Annotated in this window: 9 protein-coding genes and 1 pseudogene; 5 read left to right on the plus strand and 5 right to left on the minus strand. The window is 63.2% G+C overall.

Annotation, left to right across the window (positions count from 1 at the left end):
• Positions 1-37: 37 nt before the first annotated feature.
• Positions 38-3,391: a mechanosensitive channel MscK gene (gene mscK, locus JFU57_RS10125; protein ID WP_201129161.1), complete on the minus strand. Its 3,354-nt coding sequence runs from the start codon at positions 3,389-3,391 to the stop codon at positions 38-40.
• A gap of 85 nt (positions 3,392-3,476) precedes the next feature.
• Entirely contained in the window at positions 3,477-5,219 is a 1,743-nt protein-coding gene (locus tag JFU57_RS10130) for a potassium/proton antiporter (RefSeq protein WP_078469495.1), read from the minus strand.
• Between the two features lie 437 nt (positions 5,220-5,656).
• On the opposite strand from JFU57_RS10130, the gene JFU57_RS10135 reads away from it, so the two are divergent.
• From JFU57_RS10135 to JFU57_RS33615, 4 genes and pseudogenes are all read left to right on the plus strand, one after another.
• Positions 5,657-5,887: a hypothetical protein gene (locus JFU57_RS10135; RefSeq protein ID WP_078469497.1), complete on the plus strand. Its 231-nt coding sequence runs from the start codon at positions 5,657-5,659 to the stop codon at positions 5,885-5,887.
• Positions 5,884-6,186, plus strand: coding sequence for a cell division protein ZapA (locus tag JFU57_RS10140; protein WP_078469498.1), 303 nt, complete (start codon positions 5,884-5,886; stop codon positions 6,184-6,186). The genes JFU57_RS10135 and JFU57_RS10140 overlap by 4 nt, the downstream gene beginning before the upstream one ends.
• Positions 6,187-6,330: 144 nt before the next feature.
• A pseudogene (locus JFU57_RS33610) lies at positions 6,331-7,356 on the plus strand (HAMP domain-containing protein); the annotation flags it as partial.
• A gap of 135 nt (positions 7,357-7,491) precedes the next feature.
• Complete coding sequence (locus JFU57_RS33615; RefSeq protein ID WP_443217282.1) at positions 7,492-8,223, plus strand: methyl-accepting chemotaxis protein; 732 nt, start codon at positions 7,492-7,494, stop codon at positions 8,221-8,223.
• A 37-nt stretch (positions 8,224-8,260) separates the two neighbouring features.
• Here the strand turns inward: JFU57_RS33615 and JFU57_RS10150 are convergent, their stop codons facing one another.
• Both JFU57_RS10150 and putA read right to left on the minus strand, forming a co-directional pair.
• Positions 8,261-10,063: an acyl-CoA dehydrogenase gene (locus JFU57_RS10150; protein WP_078469500.1), complete on the minus strand. Its 1,803-nt coding sequence runs from the start codon at positions 10,061-10,063 to the stop codon at positions 8,261-8,263.
• Between the two features lie 190 nt (positions 10,064-10,253).
• Entirely contained in the window at positions 10,254-14,207 is a 3,954-nt protein-coding gene (putA, locus tag JFU57_RS10155) for a trifunctional transcriptional regulator/proline dehydrogenase/L-glutamate gamma-semialdehyde dehydrogenase (protein ID WP_201129162.1), read from the minus strand.
• A 459-nt stretch (positions 14,208-14,666) separates the two neighbouring features.
• Between putA and putP the strand changes: the two genes are divergently transcribed.
• On the plus strand, positions 14,667-16,151 hold the full coding sequence (gene putP, locus JFU57_RS10160; RefSeq protein ID WP_078469502.1) for a sodium/proline symporter PutP: 1,485 nt from the start codon (positions 14,667-14,669) through the stop codon (positions 16,149-16,151).
• Between the two features lie 72 nt (positions 16,152-16,223).
• Here putP and JFU57_RS10165 read toward each other — a convergent pair whose 3' ends face one another.
• On the minus strand, positions 16,224-17,495 hold the full coding sequence (locus JFU57_RS10165; protein WP_201129163.1) for an O-acetylhomoserine aminocarboxypropyltransferase/cysteine synthase family protein: 1,272 nt from the start codon (positions 17,493-17,495) through the stop codon (positions 16,224-16,226).
• Positions 17,496-17,528: the final 33 nt, after the last annotated feature.

Below are 17,528 nucleotides of genomic sequence, written 5' to 3' on the forward strand. Positions count from 1 at the left end.
TCGCAGAATGTCCGAGCATTCTGCTCGGATAGGGCGCCTAGTCGAGTTTGCCCGGCGGCGGCTCTTGCAGCGGCTTGCCTTCGGGCAGCGGGACAATGGTCTTGGTCTCCGGCTCGATGGGCACCATTTTGTACTCCTGGCCGTGGAGGTTTTTCAGGTAAACCTCCATCTGCCGGAACGAAATGTTGATGTGCTGCTTCTTGAACTCGCGGTTGATAAAGCGGTTGACCTCATCCACCACCGGGTTGCGGTCGCCCAGCTCGCGCACGTGCATGCGCAGCTCGTGGTCCAGGGTGCTCTCGCCGAAATTGAGGAAGTACACGTGGGGCTCGGGCTCCTTGAGCACCCGTGGGTTCTCCCGCGCGGCCTTGAGCAGCAGCTCTTTCACCAGGTCCAGGTCCGAGCCGTAGTCGACGCCGAGCTTGAGGGTGACCCGGGTGATGGTATCGGTCAGCGACCAGTTGATCAGTTGCCCGGTGATGAAGGTCTGGTTGGGGACAATGATGTCCTTGCGGTCGAAGTCGGTGATGGTGGTGGCGCGGATGCGGATCTTGCTCACCGTACCCGACAGGTTGCCGATGGTGATGGTGTCGCCAATGCGCACCGGGCGCTCGAACAGGATGATGATGCCGGAGATGAAGTTGGCGAAGATCGCCTGCATGCCAAAACCCAGTCCCACGGACAAGGCCGCTACCAGCCACTGCAACTTGTCCCAACTGACCCCGAGGGTCGAGAGGGTGGCGACGAAACCGACCCCGGCAATGGCGTAGGACAGCAGGGTGGTGGTGGCGTAGGCGCTGCCCTGGGCCAGGTCCAGCTTGGACAGCACCAGCACCTCCAGCAGCCCCGGCAAGTTGCGCGCCAGGGCGAAGGTGATGCCGATAATGATCAGCGCGCCGAGCATGTCGCCGATGCTGATCGGCACCATGCTCATGTTGGCGCCGGTGCCGCTGGTGTATTCGTAGAGGGTGACGTTGTCCAGGTAGGAGAACACGGTGATCAGGTCCGACCAGACCCAGTACAGCGCCGCCATGAAGCCGCCGAGCAAGGCCAGACGGATCAGGCGCAGGGATTGTTCGTTGACCTTTTCGATATCCAGGGGCGGCTCTTCGACCATCGCATCGCCGCTTTCCCCGGCTTCCTTGGCAGCCTGGCGCTTGCTCAGAGCGCGCTGGTAGGCCAGGCGCCGTGCCGCCACGCTGAGGCCGCGCACGAAGGTGGCTTCGATCACCAGCCAGAACATCAGCAGGTACAGGGTATTGATCAGGCGGTCGCTGAGTTTCAGCGCGGTGTAGTAGTAGCCGAAGCACACCGCGATGAACAAGGCGATCGGCAACGCCGTGAACAGCACCCCCACCGCCTTGCGAAACAGCGAGGCGTTCTGGTGGGTCGGGCTGCTCAGCAGCAGGCGGCTGAGCAGCCAGGCCATCAGCGCATAACAGGTCAGGACCACGGCGATCCCGAGCACGTCATCGGCCAGGGCCGCCGGTTGGTGCTCGGCCACCGCCACCACGGCCACCAGTGCCAGCACCACCAGGCCCAGGCGCCGGACCCAGCCCTGGAGGAATTCGACCTGGGGCTTCTCCCAACGGAAATGCAGTTCGGCCACGCCGCCCGGCGCGAGGATGCGATAGGCGGTGTAGAACACCAGCCAGGCCTGGGCCGTCTGCAACAGCGCGGCACCGAGGTTGGCGTTCTGTCCCCGGGCGTCGATCTGCAGGGCATAGCCGCACAGCGCCAGGGCCAGGGTCACCGGCATGGCCAGGAGGATATTGACCAGGATCGCCAGCGGTGTGTGCCACTGACTGTCGCGCTTAAAGTGGCCGATGTCCTGGTGAACCTTGTTCAGCCGCGAGTACAGGCTCTTGCGTCGCCACAGCAGGGCACCGATCAACAGCAGCAGCGGCAGGAACAGCAACGGGCGCTGGGCCAGGCCGTCGGTCAGCTCGCTCAGGCTCGAGGCCCAGGGCAGGGTGGTGATCTGCTTCTGCAGGCGCTGCGGCACGCCTTCCAGCCATTCGAGGTCCAGCGGCTTGTTGCTGGGGATCCAGAACATCTGCTCGTCGAGGGTCGCCCGCAGGTTTTGCGAGGTGCTCAGCAGTTGCTTCTGGTTCAGTTGCAGGGTGATGGATTCGTTGAGCAGCGCGCTCAGTTCGCGGTTCAGCCGCTCCAGCAGGTCGGCGCGGGTGATCGCCAGGTCGAGCAGGGTCCGGCGCAATTGCGGCGTGACCTGCTCGGACGGCTGGGTGGCCAGCAGGTTGTCGACGTAGGTGCTGGGGCTGCTGATCAGCTCGCGCTGCTGGTTGACTTCGAACTGGTACAGGCGGATGTCGGCGATCTGGTCGGCCAGGTCGCGGTCCAGGCGCAGGCGCGGCAGGGCCTGTTTCTGTTTATAGAGGATCTTCGACAGCAGCAGGCTGCCCTTGAGCACGCTGATCTGCTCGTCCAGGGCTGCATCGCTCTGGGTCACGCTGTCCAGTTGCTGCTTGGTTTCCAGGTTCTGCTGGGTCAGTTCGTTGAGACGGTCGGTGCTTTTGAGCAGGTAGTCGGAGAGCTTGAGGTTGGCCGCGCTTTCGCTGGCCAGCAGGCTGCTGCTGCCGGCCTTTTGCGCTTCGATGGACTGCTGGGTGACGGTCTGCTGCGACTGGGCCAGGCGCTTCTGGTTGATCAGGGTTTGCAGGTCCTGGATTTCCTGTTCCAGGCGCGCGGTTTTTTCCATCAGCAGGTCATGCTGGCTGTTGCCCAGGTCCTGCAACTGGCTATTGCCTGCCAGCTCCTGGCGCCGCAGGGGGATCAAGGCATTGATCGCCGCCAGTTCGGCATTCAACAGGTTGCGCTGGTCGGCGCTGAGCAGCTTGCCGTTGTCGCGGCCGGACTTGAGGGTCAGGTTGATCTGCTGGGTGCGGGTCTGGCTGCTGCTGATTTCCGCCTGGGCGCGCTCCGGACGGGTTTGCGCGGTGATGGTCAGGCTGTTGGCATCGGCCAGGGCTTTTTGCAGGTCGCTCTGCTGGGTGGTGCGTTCGGTGAGCAGTTGCTCCAGCTGCGACACCGGCGCGCTGGCATAGCGTTGCGCCACTGGCACCACCTTGGTGGCTTTGAGGCGAGCCAGTTCACGCTGGTTTTCCGTGGTCTGGCGCGGCGCGTTGGCCAGTTGCTGCTTGAGGTCGTTCAGCCGCTGTTCGTAGTCCTGCTTGTTGCTCAACTGGGTCAGGGTGTTTTGCAGCACCGTCTGCAAGGCTTTCTGGTCGGCCTCGGGCAGTTTGCGGTCGGCGATTTTGTCCAGGCTTTGCTGGACCGCTTCGGCGCTGGGCGGTTCGGCAGCCTGGGCGGCGCTTACGGAAAAACACAAGCCCAGCAGGGCAATGGCGAGAAAAGTGCGCAGGGTTGGCATAGAGACCGGTCAAGCAAGTGGAAAAAGGGTCGGGTGCGTCAAAGCTGGTATCAGGTTGATACTAAACCGCAACGCGCCCTGGAGTTTAGAGGAAGAGACCGGGACCCGGGCGACTTCCTTCGGGGAATCTGACGCCCACTTTGCTGATCTTGTTCCCGTCCATCACTGCAACGGTCCAGATGGTGCTGTTCCACTCCACCTGGTCGCCCACCACCGGTGCGCCACCGACCTTCTGGGTGATGAAACGGCTCAATGGCATGTCGCTATCAAGGCCGTCCAGCTTAAGCCCGTACAGCGCCGAAACCGCGCCCAGCTGGGCGTCTCCTTCCAGCACGAAGTCGCCGAAGAAGCGCAGATCCAGGCCACGTTGCGGGGCCTGGCTGAAGAGTTTGCCGAGGGCCGACAGGTTGTGTTCATGGCCGATCACGCACAGCAAATCATCGGCTTCGAGCACCGTACTACCCGACGGATGGAGCAGTTCCTGGCCGCGGAACAGGGCCGCGATCCGCGTGCCCTCGGGCATTTTCAGCTCGCGCAGGGCGGCGCCAATGCACCATTTCTCCGCGCCCAGGCGGTAAACGAACAGCTCCCACTCGCTGGTGACGTGGACTTCCAGCGCGGCCCGGGAAATCGGCGCCGGCTCCGGCGGCACCGTGACCTTCAGCAGCTTGGCGACCCAGGGCAGGCTGGTGCCCTGGACCAGCAACGACACCAGGACGATAAAGAACGCCAGGTTGAAGTACAGCTGGGCGTGGGGCAGCCCGGCCATCAGCGGGAACACCGCGAGAATGATCGGCACCGCGCCGCGCAGGCCGACCCAGGAGATAAAGGCTTTTTCCCGGCCATGGAAGGCCTTGAACGGCAGCAGGCCGACCATCACCGACAGCGGACGGGCAAACAGGATCATCCACAGCGCCAGGCCCAGGGCCGGCAGGGCGATGGGCAGCAGGTCGTGGGGGGTGACCAGCAGCCCCAGCACCAGGAACATGCCGATCTGCGCCAGCCAGGCCATGCCGTCGAGCATGTGCAGGATGCCGTGGCGGCTGCGCACCGGGCGATTGCCGATCACCAGGCCACACAGGTACACCGCGAGGAAACCGCTGCCATGCAGGGCGTTGGTCAGGGCGAACACCAGCAGGCCGCCGCTGATCACCAGGATCGGGTACAGGCCGTTGGCCAGATGGATGCGGTTGACCATTTGCAGCATCACCCAGCCACCGCCCAGACCGATCACGCCACCGATGCCGAACTCGCGCAGCAGGTGCCCGAGCAGGCTCCAGTGCAGGCCGGTCTGGCCGCTGGCGAGCATGTCGATCAGGGTCACGGTGAGGAACACCGCCATCGGGTCGTTGCTGCCGGATTCGATCTCCAGGCTCGCGGTCACCCGTTCGTTCAGGCCCTTGCCGCCCAGCAGGGAAAACACCGCCGCGGCATCCGTGGAGCCGACAATGGCGCCGATCAACAGGCCCTGGATCAGGTTGAGGTCAAATAGCCAGGCGGCGGCCATGCCGGTCAGCCCGGTGGTAATGAGCACCCCGACCGTGGCCAGGGACAACGCCGGCCACAACGCCACGCGAAAGCTCGAGACCCGGGTGCGTAGGCCACCGTCGAGCAGGATCACGGCCAGGGCCAGGTTGCCCACCAGGTACGCGGTTGGGTAATTGTCGAAAATGATCCCGCCGCCATCGACGCCGGCAGCCATGCCCACGGCCAGGATGATCACCAGGATCGGGATGCCCAGGCGGGACGAAAGTGAACTGACTAAAATGCTCGCACCTACCAGCAACGCGCCGATCAAGAACAGGCTGTTGATGGTCGTCGCATTCAAAGGCAGTACTCCAGGAGCGAAAAGGCGGGCACAAACTGACCATGCAGTCTGCGTGCCAGCGATTCTAACCTGTTGAAATACGGTGATGTCAAAAAGCTTTTTCAGCAATCGCTCGCCACCCTCTGATGCGAGCTAAAACGGGTTCAACCGCTGCTGGCAAAAGAGTGCCAGGTGCACACCGGGTGGTTTTTCCCCTTGCGCGGTTGCCTGGCCGACCCTTTCCCGAGGTCGGTGCCAGCGCCGACGACCCTTGGGATTTTCAGAAAAATCCGAGCAGGCGACGAGGCGTCAGGAACCACATGGGCCCGAGGCAGTCTTTAGGACTCATCTGTGAGGTCAGCAGCCAGGTTTATCAAGGCGTTGCGCCGGATAGCCCTGGCATCCGTGGTGACTTTTCTTTATCGTACGCGCCCTTTGAAAATGCTCGGAAAATCATAATGTTGGAAGCATCCCTAAGCCAATTGGAACAGCTGGTCAGCGACCTGGTGCAACAGAACCAGGAACTGCTCGGCACGAACGAAACCCTGAAGAGCGAACTGGCTCAGGCCAAGGATGAAAACGAAAGCCTGCAACTGAGCCTGATGGAGCAGGAAGAGAAACAAGGCGCGACCGCCGCCCGTATCCAGGCCCTGGTCGAGCGCGTCAGCGCTGGTCCCGTTAGCGCATGATGCACGGCGCCGAAGGGGTAAAAGTCGTCTCGATTCTCGGTGAAACCTATTCGATCAAGGCGCCGGCCGGGGAAGAGCAGACCCTGCTGGACGCTGCATTGATGTTGAAAGCCGCGTTGGCCGACACCAAGAAGAAATACCCATCGTTGATTGGCGACCGGTTGTTGGTGCTGGCAGCGATGAATCTGTGTTCGCAGCAGATCGAGATGCAAAAGCGCCACCAGCAGGAACTCAACCGTTACCAAGAGCAAGTCAGCGCCACGGTTGAAGTCATCGCCAAGACCATCAACCAGGGTTGAAGGGTTTGAGTACAACCAAAGAATAGATTGTCGATTGAGTTGTATACAATCGGCACGGCTGTTGCAGTGTTTCAGCCTCTTATTCTTTGGGGGTGCTCCATGCAGTTCTGGCGACGCAGTATTCAATGGCAACTGATCCTGGGCATGGGTACTGCCCTGCTGGTCAGTGTTCTGATCGTGGTTGGCCTCTACACCCTGGTGGTCAACCGCCTGGCCCAGAGCTATCTGCTGGAGCAGGCACTGCCGTCGAGCATCGAAGCGATGCGCAACGATATCGAACGGATTCTGGTACAGCCGCTGACGGCAGCGAAGGACATTGCCGGCAACACAATGGTGCGTGATTGGCTGGCGGGGGGCGAAAACGTCGCTCAATCGGACAGCTTCGTCAGCTACCTGGAAGGTATCCGCGCCGAGCACCAGGCCTTCACCGCCCTGATCGCGGGCACCGCCAGCCACCACTACTACAACGAAAAAGGCCTGGACCGGACCCTCAGTCGGTCCAATCCCGCCGACTCCTGGTTCTACTCCTTCATCGACGGCGATTCGCCGCGCCTGCTCAATATCGATAACGACACCAGCACCGGCGAGCTGGCGCTGTTCATCGACCTCAAGGTGCGCCAGGCCGGCAAGGTGGTGGGTGTGGCCGGGCTGGGCCTGAGCATGCGCGAGCTGTCGGAGCTGATTCACAATTTCAGTTTTGGCGAGCGCGGTAAGGTGTTGCTGGTGCGAGACGACGGCCTGATCCAGGTCCACCCCGAGGCCCGGTTCAGCGGCAAGCGCCAGCTGGCGCAGCAGATCGGCGAAGACGCGGCCAAGGCGGTGATGGGCCATCAAGGCCTGTCCAGCAGCGCCTTCATCCGCGACGGCGAGGACTACCTGGCCTTCAGCCTGCCCCTGCGCGACCTGGGCTGGACCCTGGTGGCCGAAGTGCCCAGGGCGCAGATCTACGCCGAGGCTCGGCAGGCCCTGTGGCTGACCAGCGGCATCGGTTTGGCCGTGGCCCTGGCCTGCCTGTTATTGGTGGTGCTGCTGGCGCGTGGGCTGGTGCGCCCGATCCGCCAGGTAACAGCGGCGCTGGTAGCGATTGGTAGCGGTGGTGGCGATTTGACCCATCGCCTGGATGCCAGTCGTGCCGATGAGCTGGGTGATCTGGCCCGGGGCTTCAATCGTTTTCTGCAAAGCCAGCGCGACATGATCGGCGAAGTCCTGGCCACCAGCGAGCGCCTGCGTGCGGCCGTGGGCCAGGTGGCGCAGGTGGTGGACAACACCGCCGGGCGTTCCGGCCGCCAGCAGGAAATGACCGACATGGTGGCCACCGCCGTCCACGAAATGGGCCTGACGGTGCAGGACATCGCGCAGAACGCCGGCAACGCCGCGCTCGCCTCGCAGTCGGCACGGGACGAGGCGTTGCAGGCACGTGACGTGGTGGGGGGATCGATCCGGCATATCCAGAGCCTGTCCGATGAAGTAGGGATTGCCGCCGAGGCGGTGAGCGAACTGGCGACCCAGGTGGCTTCCATCGATCAGGTGCTGGCGGTGATTCGCAGTATTTCCGAACAGACCAACCTGTTGGCCTTGAACGCCGCCATCGAAGCGGCGCGGGCCGGTGACATGGGCCGTGGTTTCGCGGTGGTGGCCGATGAAGTGCGAACCCTGGCGCGGCGGACCCAAGCCTCCACTGATGAGATCCAGCACATGATCCAGCGCCTCAAGCAGGGCGCGGAGAACGCCGTGTCCTCCATGCATTCCGGGCAGGCGGCCACCGGCACCGGAGTCGAGTCGAGCCAGCGCACCGGGGCTTCCCTGACCGCGATTACCGGCCAGGTCGAGCGCATCAGCGACATGAACCATCAGGTGGCGACGGCCACCGAGGAGCAGTCGGCGGTGACCGAGGAAATCAATCGCAATGTCCAGGGCATCTCCGACCTGGCGCGGGCCACGGCCAGTGAAGTGCAGGCCTGCCGCGAAGACTGCCAGACCCTGCAGCGCCTGGCGGATGACCTGGCGCGGCAGGTGGGCGGGTTCAAACTGGGTTGATCGAGTGCGTCAGGCCCCGTGTCTCAGAGCCCGCGCCTCAGAACCAGGCGTCCTGCATGGTCAGGCAGGTGTCGTCCCGGGCTTCGAGCAGGGCCAGTTCATGATGGCAACTCGGTACTTCCCAGGTCAGGAAGTACCGCGCCGCCTGCAATTTGCCCTGGTAGAAATCGCTGTCCGCCGGGTTGCCCCTGGCCAGCCCTTGTTCGGCGTGGATCGCCTGTTCCAGCCAGCGCCAGCCAATCACCGTGTGGCCGAAAGCTTTAAGGTACAGCGCCGAGTTGGCCAGGCTGCTGTTGACCCGGCCCTGGGCCAGGTCGCCGAGCAGGCCCAGGGTCACGCTTTGCAGGCGTGCCACCAGTTGCTCCAGGGGCTGGCGCAGGCGCGTCAGTGATTCATGGGCCTGGGCCCGTTCTGTGGTCTGGGCGATCAGGCGGATCAGTTGCTTCAGGCCGGCGCCACCGTTCTGCGCCAGCTTGCGCCCCAGCAGGTCGAGGGACTGGATGCCGTGGGTGCCTTCGTGGATCGGGTTCAGGCGGTTGTCGCGGTAGTACTGCTCCACCGGGTATTCGCGGGTGTAGCCGTGGCCGCCGAGGATCTGGATCGCCAGCTCATTGGCCTTGAGGCAAAACTCCGAAGGCCAGGATTTGACGATCGGGGTCAGCAGGTCCAGCAGTTCGTGGGCCTGCCTGCGCTCGGTCTCGCTGCCCAGGGTGGTGGTGTCATCGAACAGCCGCGCGGCGTACAGGCCAAGGTCGAACGCGCCTTCCACATAGGCCTTCTGGGTCAGCAGCATGCGCTTGACGTCGGCGTGCTGGATGATCGACACCGGTGCGGTGTTCGGGTCCTTGCTGTCCGGCAGGCGGCCCTGTGGCCGTTCGCGGGCGTACTCCAGGGAGTACAGGTAACCGGCATATCCGAGCATCACCGCGCCCATGCCGACGCCGATCCGTGCCTCGTTCATCATCTGGAACATATAGCTCAGGCCCTGGTGCGGCTTGCCCACCAGGTAGCCGACGCAGGCGCCGTTGTCGCCGAAGTTCAGTGCGGTGGAGGTGGTGCCGCGCCAGCCCATCTTGTGGAACAGCCCGGCCAGCAGCACGTCGTTGCGCGGACCGAGGCTGCCGTCATCGTTGACCAGGAACTTGGGCACGATAAACAGCGAAATGCCCTTCACTCCGGCCGGTGCATCCGGCAGCTTGGCCAGGACCATGTGCACGATGTTTTCCGACAGCGGGTGATCGCCGCCGGAGATAAAGATCTTGTTGCCCTTGAGCCGGTAGCTGCCATCGGCCGCCGGTTCGGCGCGAGTGCGGATATCCGACAGCGAAGAGCCGGCGTGGGGTTCGGTGAGGGCCATGGTGCCGAAGAAACGACCGTCGATCATCGGTTGCAGGAAGCGTTGCTTCTGCTCCTCGGTGCCGAAGCTCTCGATCAGGTTGGCCGCACCCATGGTCAGGAACGGATAGGAAGTCGAGGCCGCGTTGGCCGCCTGGAAATGCGCAAAGCAGGCCTGGGACAGCAAGGTTGGCAACTGCATGCCGCCAGCCTCGAAACTGCGGGCAGCATTGAGAAAGCCGGCCTCGAGGAAGGCATCGACGGCGGGTTTGACGTCGGGAATCAGAATCGCGGCGCCGTTCTCATAGCGCGGTTCGTTCTCGTCACCCTTGCGGTTGTGCGGGGCGAAGAACTTCTCGGCAATGCTGCGGGCGGTGCCGATGGCGGCATCGAACGTTTCGCGATTGTGTTCGGCAAACCGCTCGCGCTGGGTCAGGCCCTCGGCATCGAGGACTTCATACAGCTCGAAAGCCAGATTGCGGGAACTGAGCAGCGTCTCGGACATGGCGGCCTACCTGTAGAAAAGTATGCCGCGAGTGTAGGAAGGCTTATAAAAAGGGGGAAGGAAGATAGATGGGGGTGATGGGGCGGCACAAGCAGCAAGTAACAGCGGCAAGTTGCAAGCTTCTAGCGGCAAGAAAAAAGCAGCCCGAACTGGACTGCTTTTCCTTGCCGCTAGAAGCTTGCCGCTGCTCTTACCCGATGGTCATGAGGCTGGCGTTACCGCCCGCCGCAGCAGTGTTGACGCTCAGTGCGCGCTCGATCACCAGGCGTTCCAGGGCCACCCCGGTTTCGCCCTGGGACAGGCCGTGCACGCCGACGATGGCGCCGGCACGCTTGGCCACTTGCTCGCACACTGCGCGCAACTGGTCGGAGTCGCCGTGATGCAGCACGGCATCGATCAGCACCTCGTCCTTGGTCCAATCGGCGACGCGCTGGATGCGGGCCTGGACGTCCTTCGGCAGGCGCGCATACAGCGCCTTGCCCGGTTCACCTTCCGGCCATACCGCGCTGCCGCCTACGGCCAGTACCGCGGCCAGTTGCGTCAGCAGGTCGCCTTCGTCCTGGGCCAGGCACAGCACGTGTTCGCGGGGCAGGATCGCGTAGCTGTTGCGCTCACCGGTCGGGCCGGCCAGGGTCCGGGTGACGCCACTTTGCGATTGCGCCGCAAACTGCACGCAGAGCGCGCCCAGTTCCGCCAACTTATTGCTTTCGGCCCAGGCTTGCAGGGCGCCCAGCGGTTTGCTCATGGCGTCGCGCAGGCGCACATCCGGTGCATTCAGGGCGTCGCCACGAGCGAACGACTGCTCGATGGCGTCCACTGGGCGGGTCGACAGCAGGCGGTACAGGTACAGCGGGCCACCGGCTTTCGGGCCAGTGCCCGACAGGCCTTCGCCGCCGAACGGTTGCACACCGACCACGGCGCCAACGATGTTGCGGTTGACGTAGACGTTACCGGCATGGACGTTGTCGATCACCTTGGCGATGGTTTCGTCGATGCGGGTGTGCACGCCCAGGGTCAGGCCGTAGCCTGAGGCGTTGATCTGGGCGATCAACTGGTCGATCTCTTTGCGCTTGTAGCGCACCACGTGCAGCACCGGACCGAAGATCTCCCGTTGCAGCTCGTCGAAGCTTTCCAGTTCGATCAGGGTCGGCATGACGAAGGTGCCGCGCTTGATTTCTTCGCCGTCGGCAATCGCCACCTGGTACACGTTGCGACCTTTGTCGCGCATGGCCTGGATATGTTTCTCGATGCCGGCCTTGGCTTCGGCGTCGATCACCGGGCCGATGTCCACCGACAGGCGCTCCGGGTTGCCCAGGCGGCATTCAGCCATGGCGCCCTTGAGCATTTCGATCACGCGGTCTGCCGAATCTTCCTGCAGGCACAGTACACGCAGGGCCGAGCAACGCTGGCCGGCGCTGTCGAAGGCCGAGGACACCACGTCGATGACCACTTGTTCGGTCAGCGCCGAGGAGTCGACGATCATCGCGTTCTGGCCGCCGGTTTCGGCGATCAGCGGAATCGGCCGGCCCTGGTTGTCCAGGCGCCCGGCGACGTTGCGTTGCAGCAGTCGCGCCACTTCGGTGGAGCCAGTGAACATCACGCCTTTGACCCGATCGTCGCCAACCAGGCGGGCGCCGACGGTTTCGCCGCGGCCCGGCAGCAGTTGCAGCACGCCTTCGGGAATCCCGGCTTCGAGCAGAATGCGCACGGCTTGTGCCGCCACCAGCGGAGTTTGCTCGGCAGGCTTGGCCAGTACCGGGTTGCCGGCAGCCAGCGCTGCGGCGACCTGGCCACTGAAGATGGCCAGCGGGAAGTTCCACGGGCTGATGCAGACCACCGGGCCCAATGGGCGGTGGGCATCGTTGGTGAAGTCGTTGCGAGCCTGTACCGCGTAGTAGCGCAGGAAGTCCACGGCTTCACGCACTTCGGCGATGGCGTTGGCGAAGGTCTTGCCGGCTTCGCGGGCCAGCAGGCCCATCAGCGGCTGGATCTCGCCTTCCATCAGGTCGGCGGCGCGTTCCAGGATCGCGGCGCGTTCGGCGGGCGGGGTCGCCTGCCAGATCGGGCCGGCGTTGATCGCGCACTGGAGAGCATTGTCGACGTCTTCGACCGTGGCTTCCTGGAAATGGCCGACCACGTCGCGCAGATCCGACGGGTTGAGCACGGGGGCAGGCGCTTCGGTGCTGGACGCGCAGCCCAGCATCGGCGCGGCTTTCCAGTTGTTGTGAGCAGTGGCCAGCAGGGCGCAGGACAGCGATGCCAGGCGGTGTTCGTTGGCCAGGTCGATGCCCGCCGAGTTGGCGCGCTCGCTGCCGTACAGATCACGCGGCAATGGAATACGCGGGTGCGGCAGGCCGAAGCCGCCTTCCAGCGTCGCCATTTGCTCGATGCTGGCCACTGGATCGGCCACCAGCTCCTGGATCGAAATCGACTGGTCGGCAATTCGGTTGACGAACGACGTGTTGGCGCCGTTTTCCAGCAGGCGACGGACCAGGTAGGCCAGCAGGGTTTCATGGGTGCCCACCGGCGCGTACACGCGGCACGGTCGGTTCAACTTGCCTTCGGCAACCTTGCCCACCACTTGCTCGTACAGGGGTTCGCCCATGCCGTGCAGGCACTGGAACTCGTACTGGCCCGGGTAATAGTTCTGCCCGGCGATGTGGTAGATGGCCGACAGGGTGTGGGCGTTGTGGGTAGCGAACTGCGGGTAGATGACTTCCGGCACCGACAGCAGCTTGCGTGCGCAGGCGATGTAGGAAACGTCGGTGTAGACCTTGCGGGTGTAGACCGGGTAGCCCTCCAGGCCTTCGACCTGGGCGCGCTTGATTTCGCTGTCCCAGTACGCGCCTTTTACCAGGCGGATCATCAGGCGATGGCGGCTGCGGCGCGCGAGGTCGATCACGTAGTCGATCACGTACGGGCAGCGTTTCTGATAGGCCTGGATCACAAAGCCGATACCGTTCCAGCCGGTCAGCTGCGGCTCGAAGCACAGGCGCTCCAGCAGGTCCAGGGACAGCTCCAGGCGGTCGGCTTCTTCGGCGTCGATGTTCAGGCCGATGTCGTATTGCTTGGCCAAGAGGGTCAGCGACAGCAGACGCGGGTACAGCTCGTCCATCACGCGCTCGTACTGGGCGCGGCTGTAACGCGGGTGCAGGGCCGAGAGCTTGATCGAGATGCCCGGGCCTTCATAAATGCCGCGGCCGTGGGAAGCCTTGCCGATCGAATGGATGGCCTGCTCGTAGGAGGCGAGGTACTTCTGTGCATCGTGTTCGGTGAGTGCTGCTTCACCGAGCATGTCGTAGGAGTAGCGGAAGCCCTTGGCTTCGAACTTGCTGGCGTTGGCCAGGGCTTCGGCGATGGTTTCGCCGGTGACGAACTGTTCGCCCATCAGGCGCATGGCCATGTCGACGCCCTTGCGGATCATCGGCTCGCCGCTCTTGCCGATGATGCGGCTCAGGGACGATGTCAGGCCGGCTTCGTTGTGGGTGGCCACCAGTTTGCCGGTCAGCAGCAGGCCCCAGGTGGCCGCGTTGACGAACAGCGACGGGCTGTTGCCCAGGTGCGGCTGCCAGTTGCCGGTGCTGATCTTGTCGCGGATCAGCGCGTCACGGGTGCCCTTGTCGGGAATGCGCAGCAGCGCTTCGGCCAGGCACATCAGGGCCACGCCCTCCTGGGACGACAGGGAGAACTCCTGCAGCAGGCCCTGAACGATACCGGCACGGCCGCCGGCGCTCTTCTGGTTGCGCAGTTTTTCCGCAATCGACGACGCCAGCTTGTTGGTGGCTTCGGCCATGGCCGCCGGCAGGCGGGCCTGCTCGATCAGCATCGGCACCACTTCCGGTTCCGGACGGCGGTAGGCGGCGGTGATCGATGCACGCAGCACCGACTGCGGGAGGATGCTTTCGGCGAATTCGAGGAAGCACTGGTGCGCGTGGTCGAGTTGCACCTCGCCGGCTTCGTCGCCGTCGGTGCGGATCGAACCGCTGAGCTCAGTCAGGGTTGCACCACCCTCGAGTTTTTCCAGGTAATTGAAAATTGCCTGCTTGATCAGCCAGTGCGGTGTGCGATCAATCGAGGTCGCGGCCGCCTTCAGGCGCTCGCGGGTCGGGTCATCGAGTTTGACCCCAAGGGTGGTGGTAGCCATATTTTTATCCTCATGTTTGCCACGACTGCGTGGCATCAGCTGGGCGCAAGATTAGCCGGGCGCCGAAAGAGGTGCAACCGGGTGCAACCCTTTTTTTGTCGGACAAATACGCAGCTCATCAGGAAAAAAATTCCAGTTGCTTGGGTGTGATCGCAGTTGGTGCTTTTCATTCTGAAAATCAGGCTTTTTGCTCCAAAAGGGAGCTAGAAATGGGTTATTACGGATTAAAACGACTAGGTGCAACTAATTCTCAAGAAACTGGTTGCACCCTATTTGGGTTGTTGAATAGGATTCGCGCCCAAGGTGCAACCGTCTCACGAGGGCGGTTCACCGGCTGATGGCTTTCCTGGGGAAACATCGGTCATAAATGCGCGGAACACCCCATCGTCTGTCAGACGTACACGTTTGGCGGTGAAGAATGACCGCAGCACCATAAAAACAAAGCCAGGGCGTAACTCAATGAGTGCAAGCAATCCAACCTTGATCACCTTCGTGATCTACATCGCAGCAATGGTGCTGATCGGCTTCATGGCCTATCGCTCTACCAATAACCTTTCCGACTACATTCTGGGCGGCCGCAGCCTGGGCAGCGTGGTAACTGCGCTTTCCGCCGGTGCCTCGGACATGAGCGGCTGGTTGTTGATGGGCTTGCCAGGTGCCATCTATATGTCGGGCCTGTCGGAAAGCTGGATCGCCATCGGCCTGATCATCGGCGCCTACCTGAACTGGCTGTTCGTGGCCGGTCGCCTGCGGGTGCAGACCGAGCACAACGGCGATGCCTTGACCCTGCCGGATTATTTCTCCAGCCGTTTCGAGGATAAAAGCGGTCTGCTGCGGATCATTTCCGCGGTCGTGATCCTGGTGTTCTTCACCATCTACTGCGCTTCGGGCATCGTGGCCGGCGCCCGTCTGTTCGAAAGCACCTTCGGCATGTCCTACGAGACCGCGCTGTGGGCCGGCGCTGCCGCGACCATCGCCTACACCTTCGTCGGCGGTTTCCTGGCGGTGAGCTGGACGGACACCGTACAAGCCACGCTGATGATCTTCGCCCTGCTGCTGACGCCGATCATCGTGCTGCTGGCCACCGGTGGCGTCGACACCACCTTCCTGGCCATCGAGGCCCAGGACCCAAGCAACTTCGACATGCTGAAAAACACCACCTTCGTCGGCGTGATCTCGCTGCTGGGCTGGGGCCTGGGTTACTTCGGCCAGCCGCATATCCTGGCGCGCTTCATGGCCGCGGATTCGGTGAAATCGATCGCCAAGGCCCGTCGCATCTCCATGACCTGGATGATCCTGTGCCTGGGCGGCACTGTGGCGGTGGGCTTCTTCGGCATCGCCTACTTCTCGGCGCACCCGGAAGTGGCCGGCCCTGTGACCGAGAACCACGAGCGTGTGTTCATCGAACTGGCCAAGCTGCTGTTCAACCCTTGGATTGCCGGTGTCCTGCTGTCGGCCATCCTCGCGGCGGTCATGAGCACCCTGAGCTGCCAGTTGCTGGTGTGCTCCAGTGCCTTGACCGAAGACTTCTACAAGGCTTTCCTGCGTAAAAACGCTTCCCAGGTCGAGCTGGTGTGGGTCGGTCGGGCCATGGTGCTGCTGGTGGCCCTGGTTGCCATCCTCATGGCCGCCAACCCGGAAAACCGCGTACTGGGTCTGGTCAGCTACGCCTGGGCCGGCTTCGGCGCTGCCTTCGGTCCTGTGGTGCTGATCTCGGTGCTGTGGAAAGGCATGACCCGTGACGGCGCGTTGGCGGGGATCATTGTCGGTGCGGCCACTGTGATTCTGTGGAAACACTTCGACACCATGGGCCTGTACGAAATCATCCCGGGCTTTATCTTCGCCAGCCTGGCGATCCTCCTGGTCAGCAGCAAAGGCCGCCCTACGGCGGGCATGCTGCAACGCTTTGACGCTGCGGAAAAAGACTTCAAACTCAATCGCTGACGGCCACGAGCCAAGGCTCGTTGCCCTCGGATAAGAAACGGCCCGCCACCTTCTGGTTGCGGGCCGTTTTTTTTAGGCCAGGCTCAGGGCCTGGTCGAGGTCGGCAAGGATGTCTTCGATGGCTTCGATGCCCACCGAGAGGCGGATCATTTCCGGTTTGACCCCGGCTTTGGCCTGCTCCTGCTCATTCATTTGGCGATGGGTGGTGGAGGCCGGGTGACAGGCCAGGGACTTGGCGTCGCCGATGTTCACCAGGCGCTTGAAGATCTGCAGCGCGTCGTAGAAACGCACGCCGGCTTCATAGCCGCCCTTGAGGCCGAACGAGAGAATCGCCGACGGTTTGCCCTTCATGTATTTCTGCGCCAACTCGTGGTGCGGGTGGTCAGGCAGCCCGGCGTAGCTGACCCAGGCCACCTGGGCATGCTGCTGCAGGAACTGCGCGACCTTGAGCGCGTTCTCGGTGTGGCGTTCCATGCGCAGGGCCAGGGTCTCCAGGCCTTGCAGCAGCAGGAACGCGTTCATCGGCGCCAGGGCTGCGCCGGTGTTGCGCAGTGGCACGGTACGGGCGCGGGCGATAAAGGCCGCCGGGCCGAACTTCTCGGTGTAGACCACACCGTGGTAGGCCGGCTCCGGGGTGTTGAGGCTGGCGAATTTTTCCGGGTGGTCGGCCCACGGGAAGGTGCCGCTGTCGACAATCACCCCGCCTAGGGAGTTGCCGTGGCCGCCCACGTACTTGGTCACCGAGTGCACCACGATATCGGCGCCGAACTGGATCGGCTTGCACAGGATCGGCGTGGCCACGGTGTTGTCCACCATCAGCGGCACGCCACGGGCGTGAGCGACCTGGGCCAGGCCTTCGAGGTCGACGATGTTGCCGGCCGGGTTGCCGATGCTTTCGCAGTACACCAGCTTGGTCTTGTCGTCGATCAGCTCGGCAATCGCCTCGGCCGAATCATCCCGGGCAAACCGCACCTCGACGCCGAAGCTGGGCAGCAGGTGGGCGAACAGGGTGTAGGTGCCGCCGTACAGCTGCGGGGTGGAGACAATATTGTCACCGGCTTGGGTCAGGGTCTGGATCGCGTAGTGGATCGCCGCACTGCCCGCGGCCACCGCCAACCCGGCAATCCCGCCTTCCAGGGCTGCCATGCGCTGCTCCAGCACATCGTTGGTGGGGTTCATGATGCGGGTGTAGATATTGCCCGGCACATCGAGGTTGAACAGGTCCGCGCCATGCTGCGCGTTATCGAACTCGAAGGCGACGTTCTGGTAGATCGGCACGGCCACGGCCTTGGTCGTCGGGTCTGATTTGAATCCATGGTGCAGCGCAATCGTTGCGTCTTTCATAAGTGGCTCGACCTCCTTGGCTTGCATTGGTTT

The sequence above is a fragment of the Pseudomonas sp. TH07 genome, assembly GCF_016651285.1.
Taxonomy (GTDB): Bacteria; Pseudomonadota; Gammaproteobacteria; order Pseudomonadales; family Pseudomonadaceae; genus Aquipseudomonas.

Bases quoted from the DNA above. Each gene is read 5' to 3' on its own strand.
- mscK (WP_201129161.1), bottom strand. From the start codon at position 3,391: ATGCCAACCCTGCGCACTTTTCTCGCCATTGCCCTGCTGGGCTTGTGT.
- JFU57_RS10135 (WP_078469497.1), top strand. From the start codon at position 5,657: ATGTTGGAAGCATCCCTAAGCCAATTGGAACAGCTGGTCAGCGACCTG.
- JFU57_RS10140 (WP_078469498.1), top strand. From the start codon at position 5,884: ATGATGCACGGCGCCGAAGGGGTAAAAGTCGTCTCGATTCTCGGTGAA.
- JFU57_RS33615 (WP_443217282.1), top strand. From the start codon at position 7,492: ATGGTGGCCACCGCCGTCCACGAAATGGGCCTGACGGTGCAGGACATC.
- JFU57_RS10150 (WP_078469500.1), bottom strand. From the start codon at position 10,063: ATGTCCGAGACGCTGCTCAGTTCCCGCAATCTGGCTTTCGAGCTGTAT.
- putA (WP_201129162.1), bottom strand. From the start codon at position 14,207: ATGGCTACCACCACCCTTGGGGTCAAACTCGATGACCCGACCCGCGAG.
- putP (WP_078469502.1), top strand. From the start codon at position 14,667: ATGAGTGCAAGCAATCCAACCTTGATCACCTTCGTGATCTACATCGCA.
- JFU57_RS10165 (WP_201129163.1), bottom strand. From the start codon at position 17,495: ATGAAAGACGCAACGATTGCGCTGCACCATGGATTCAAATCAGACCCG.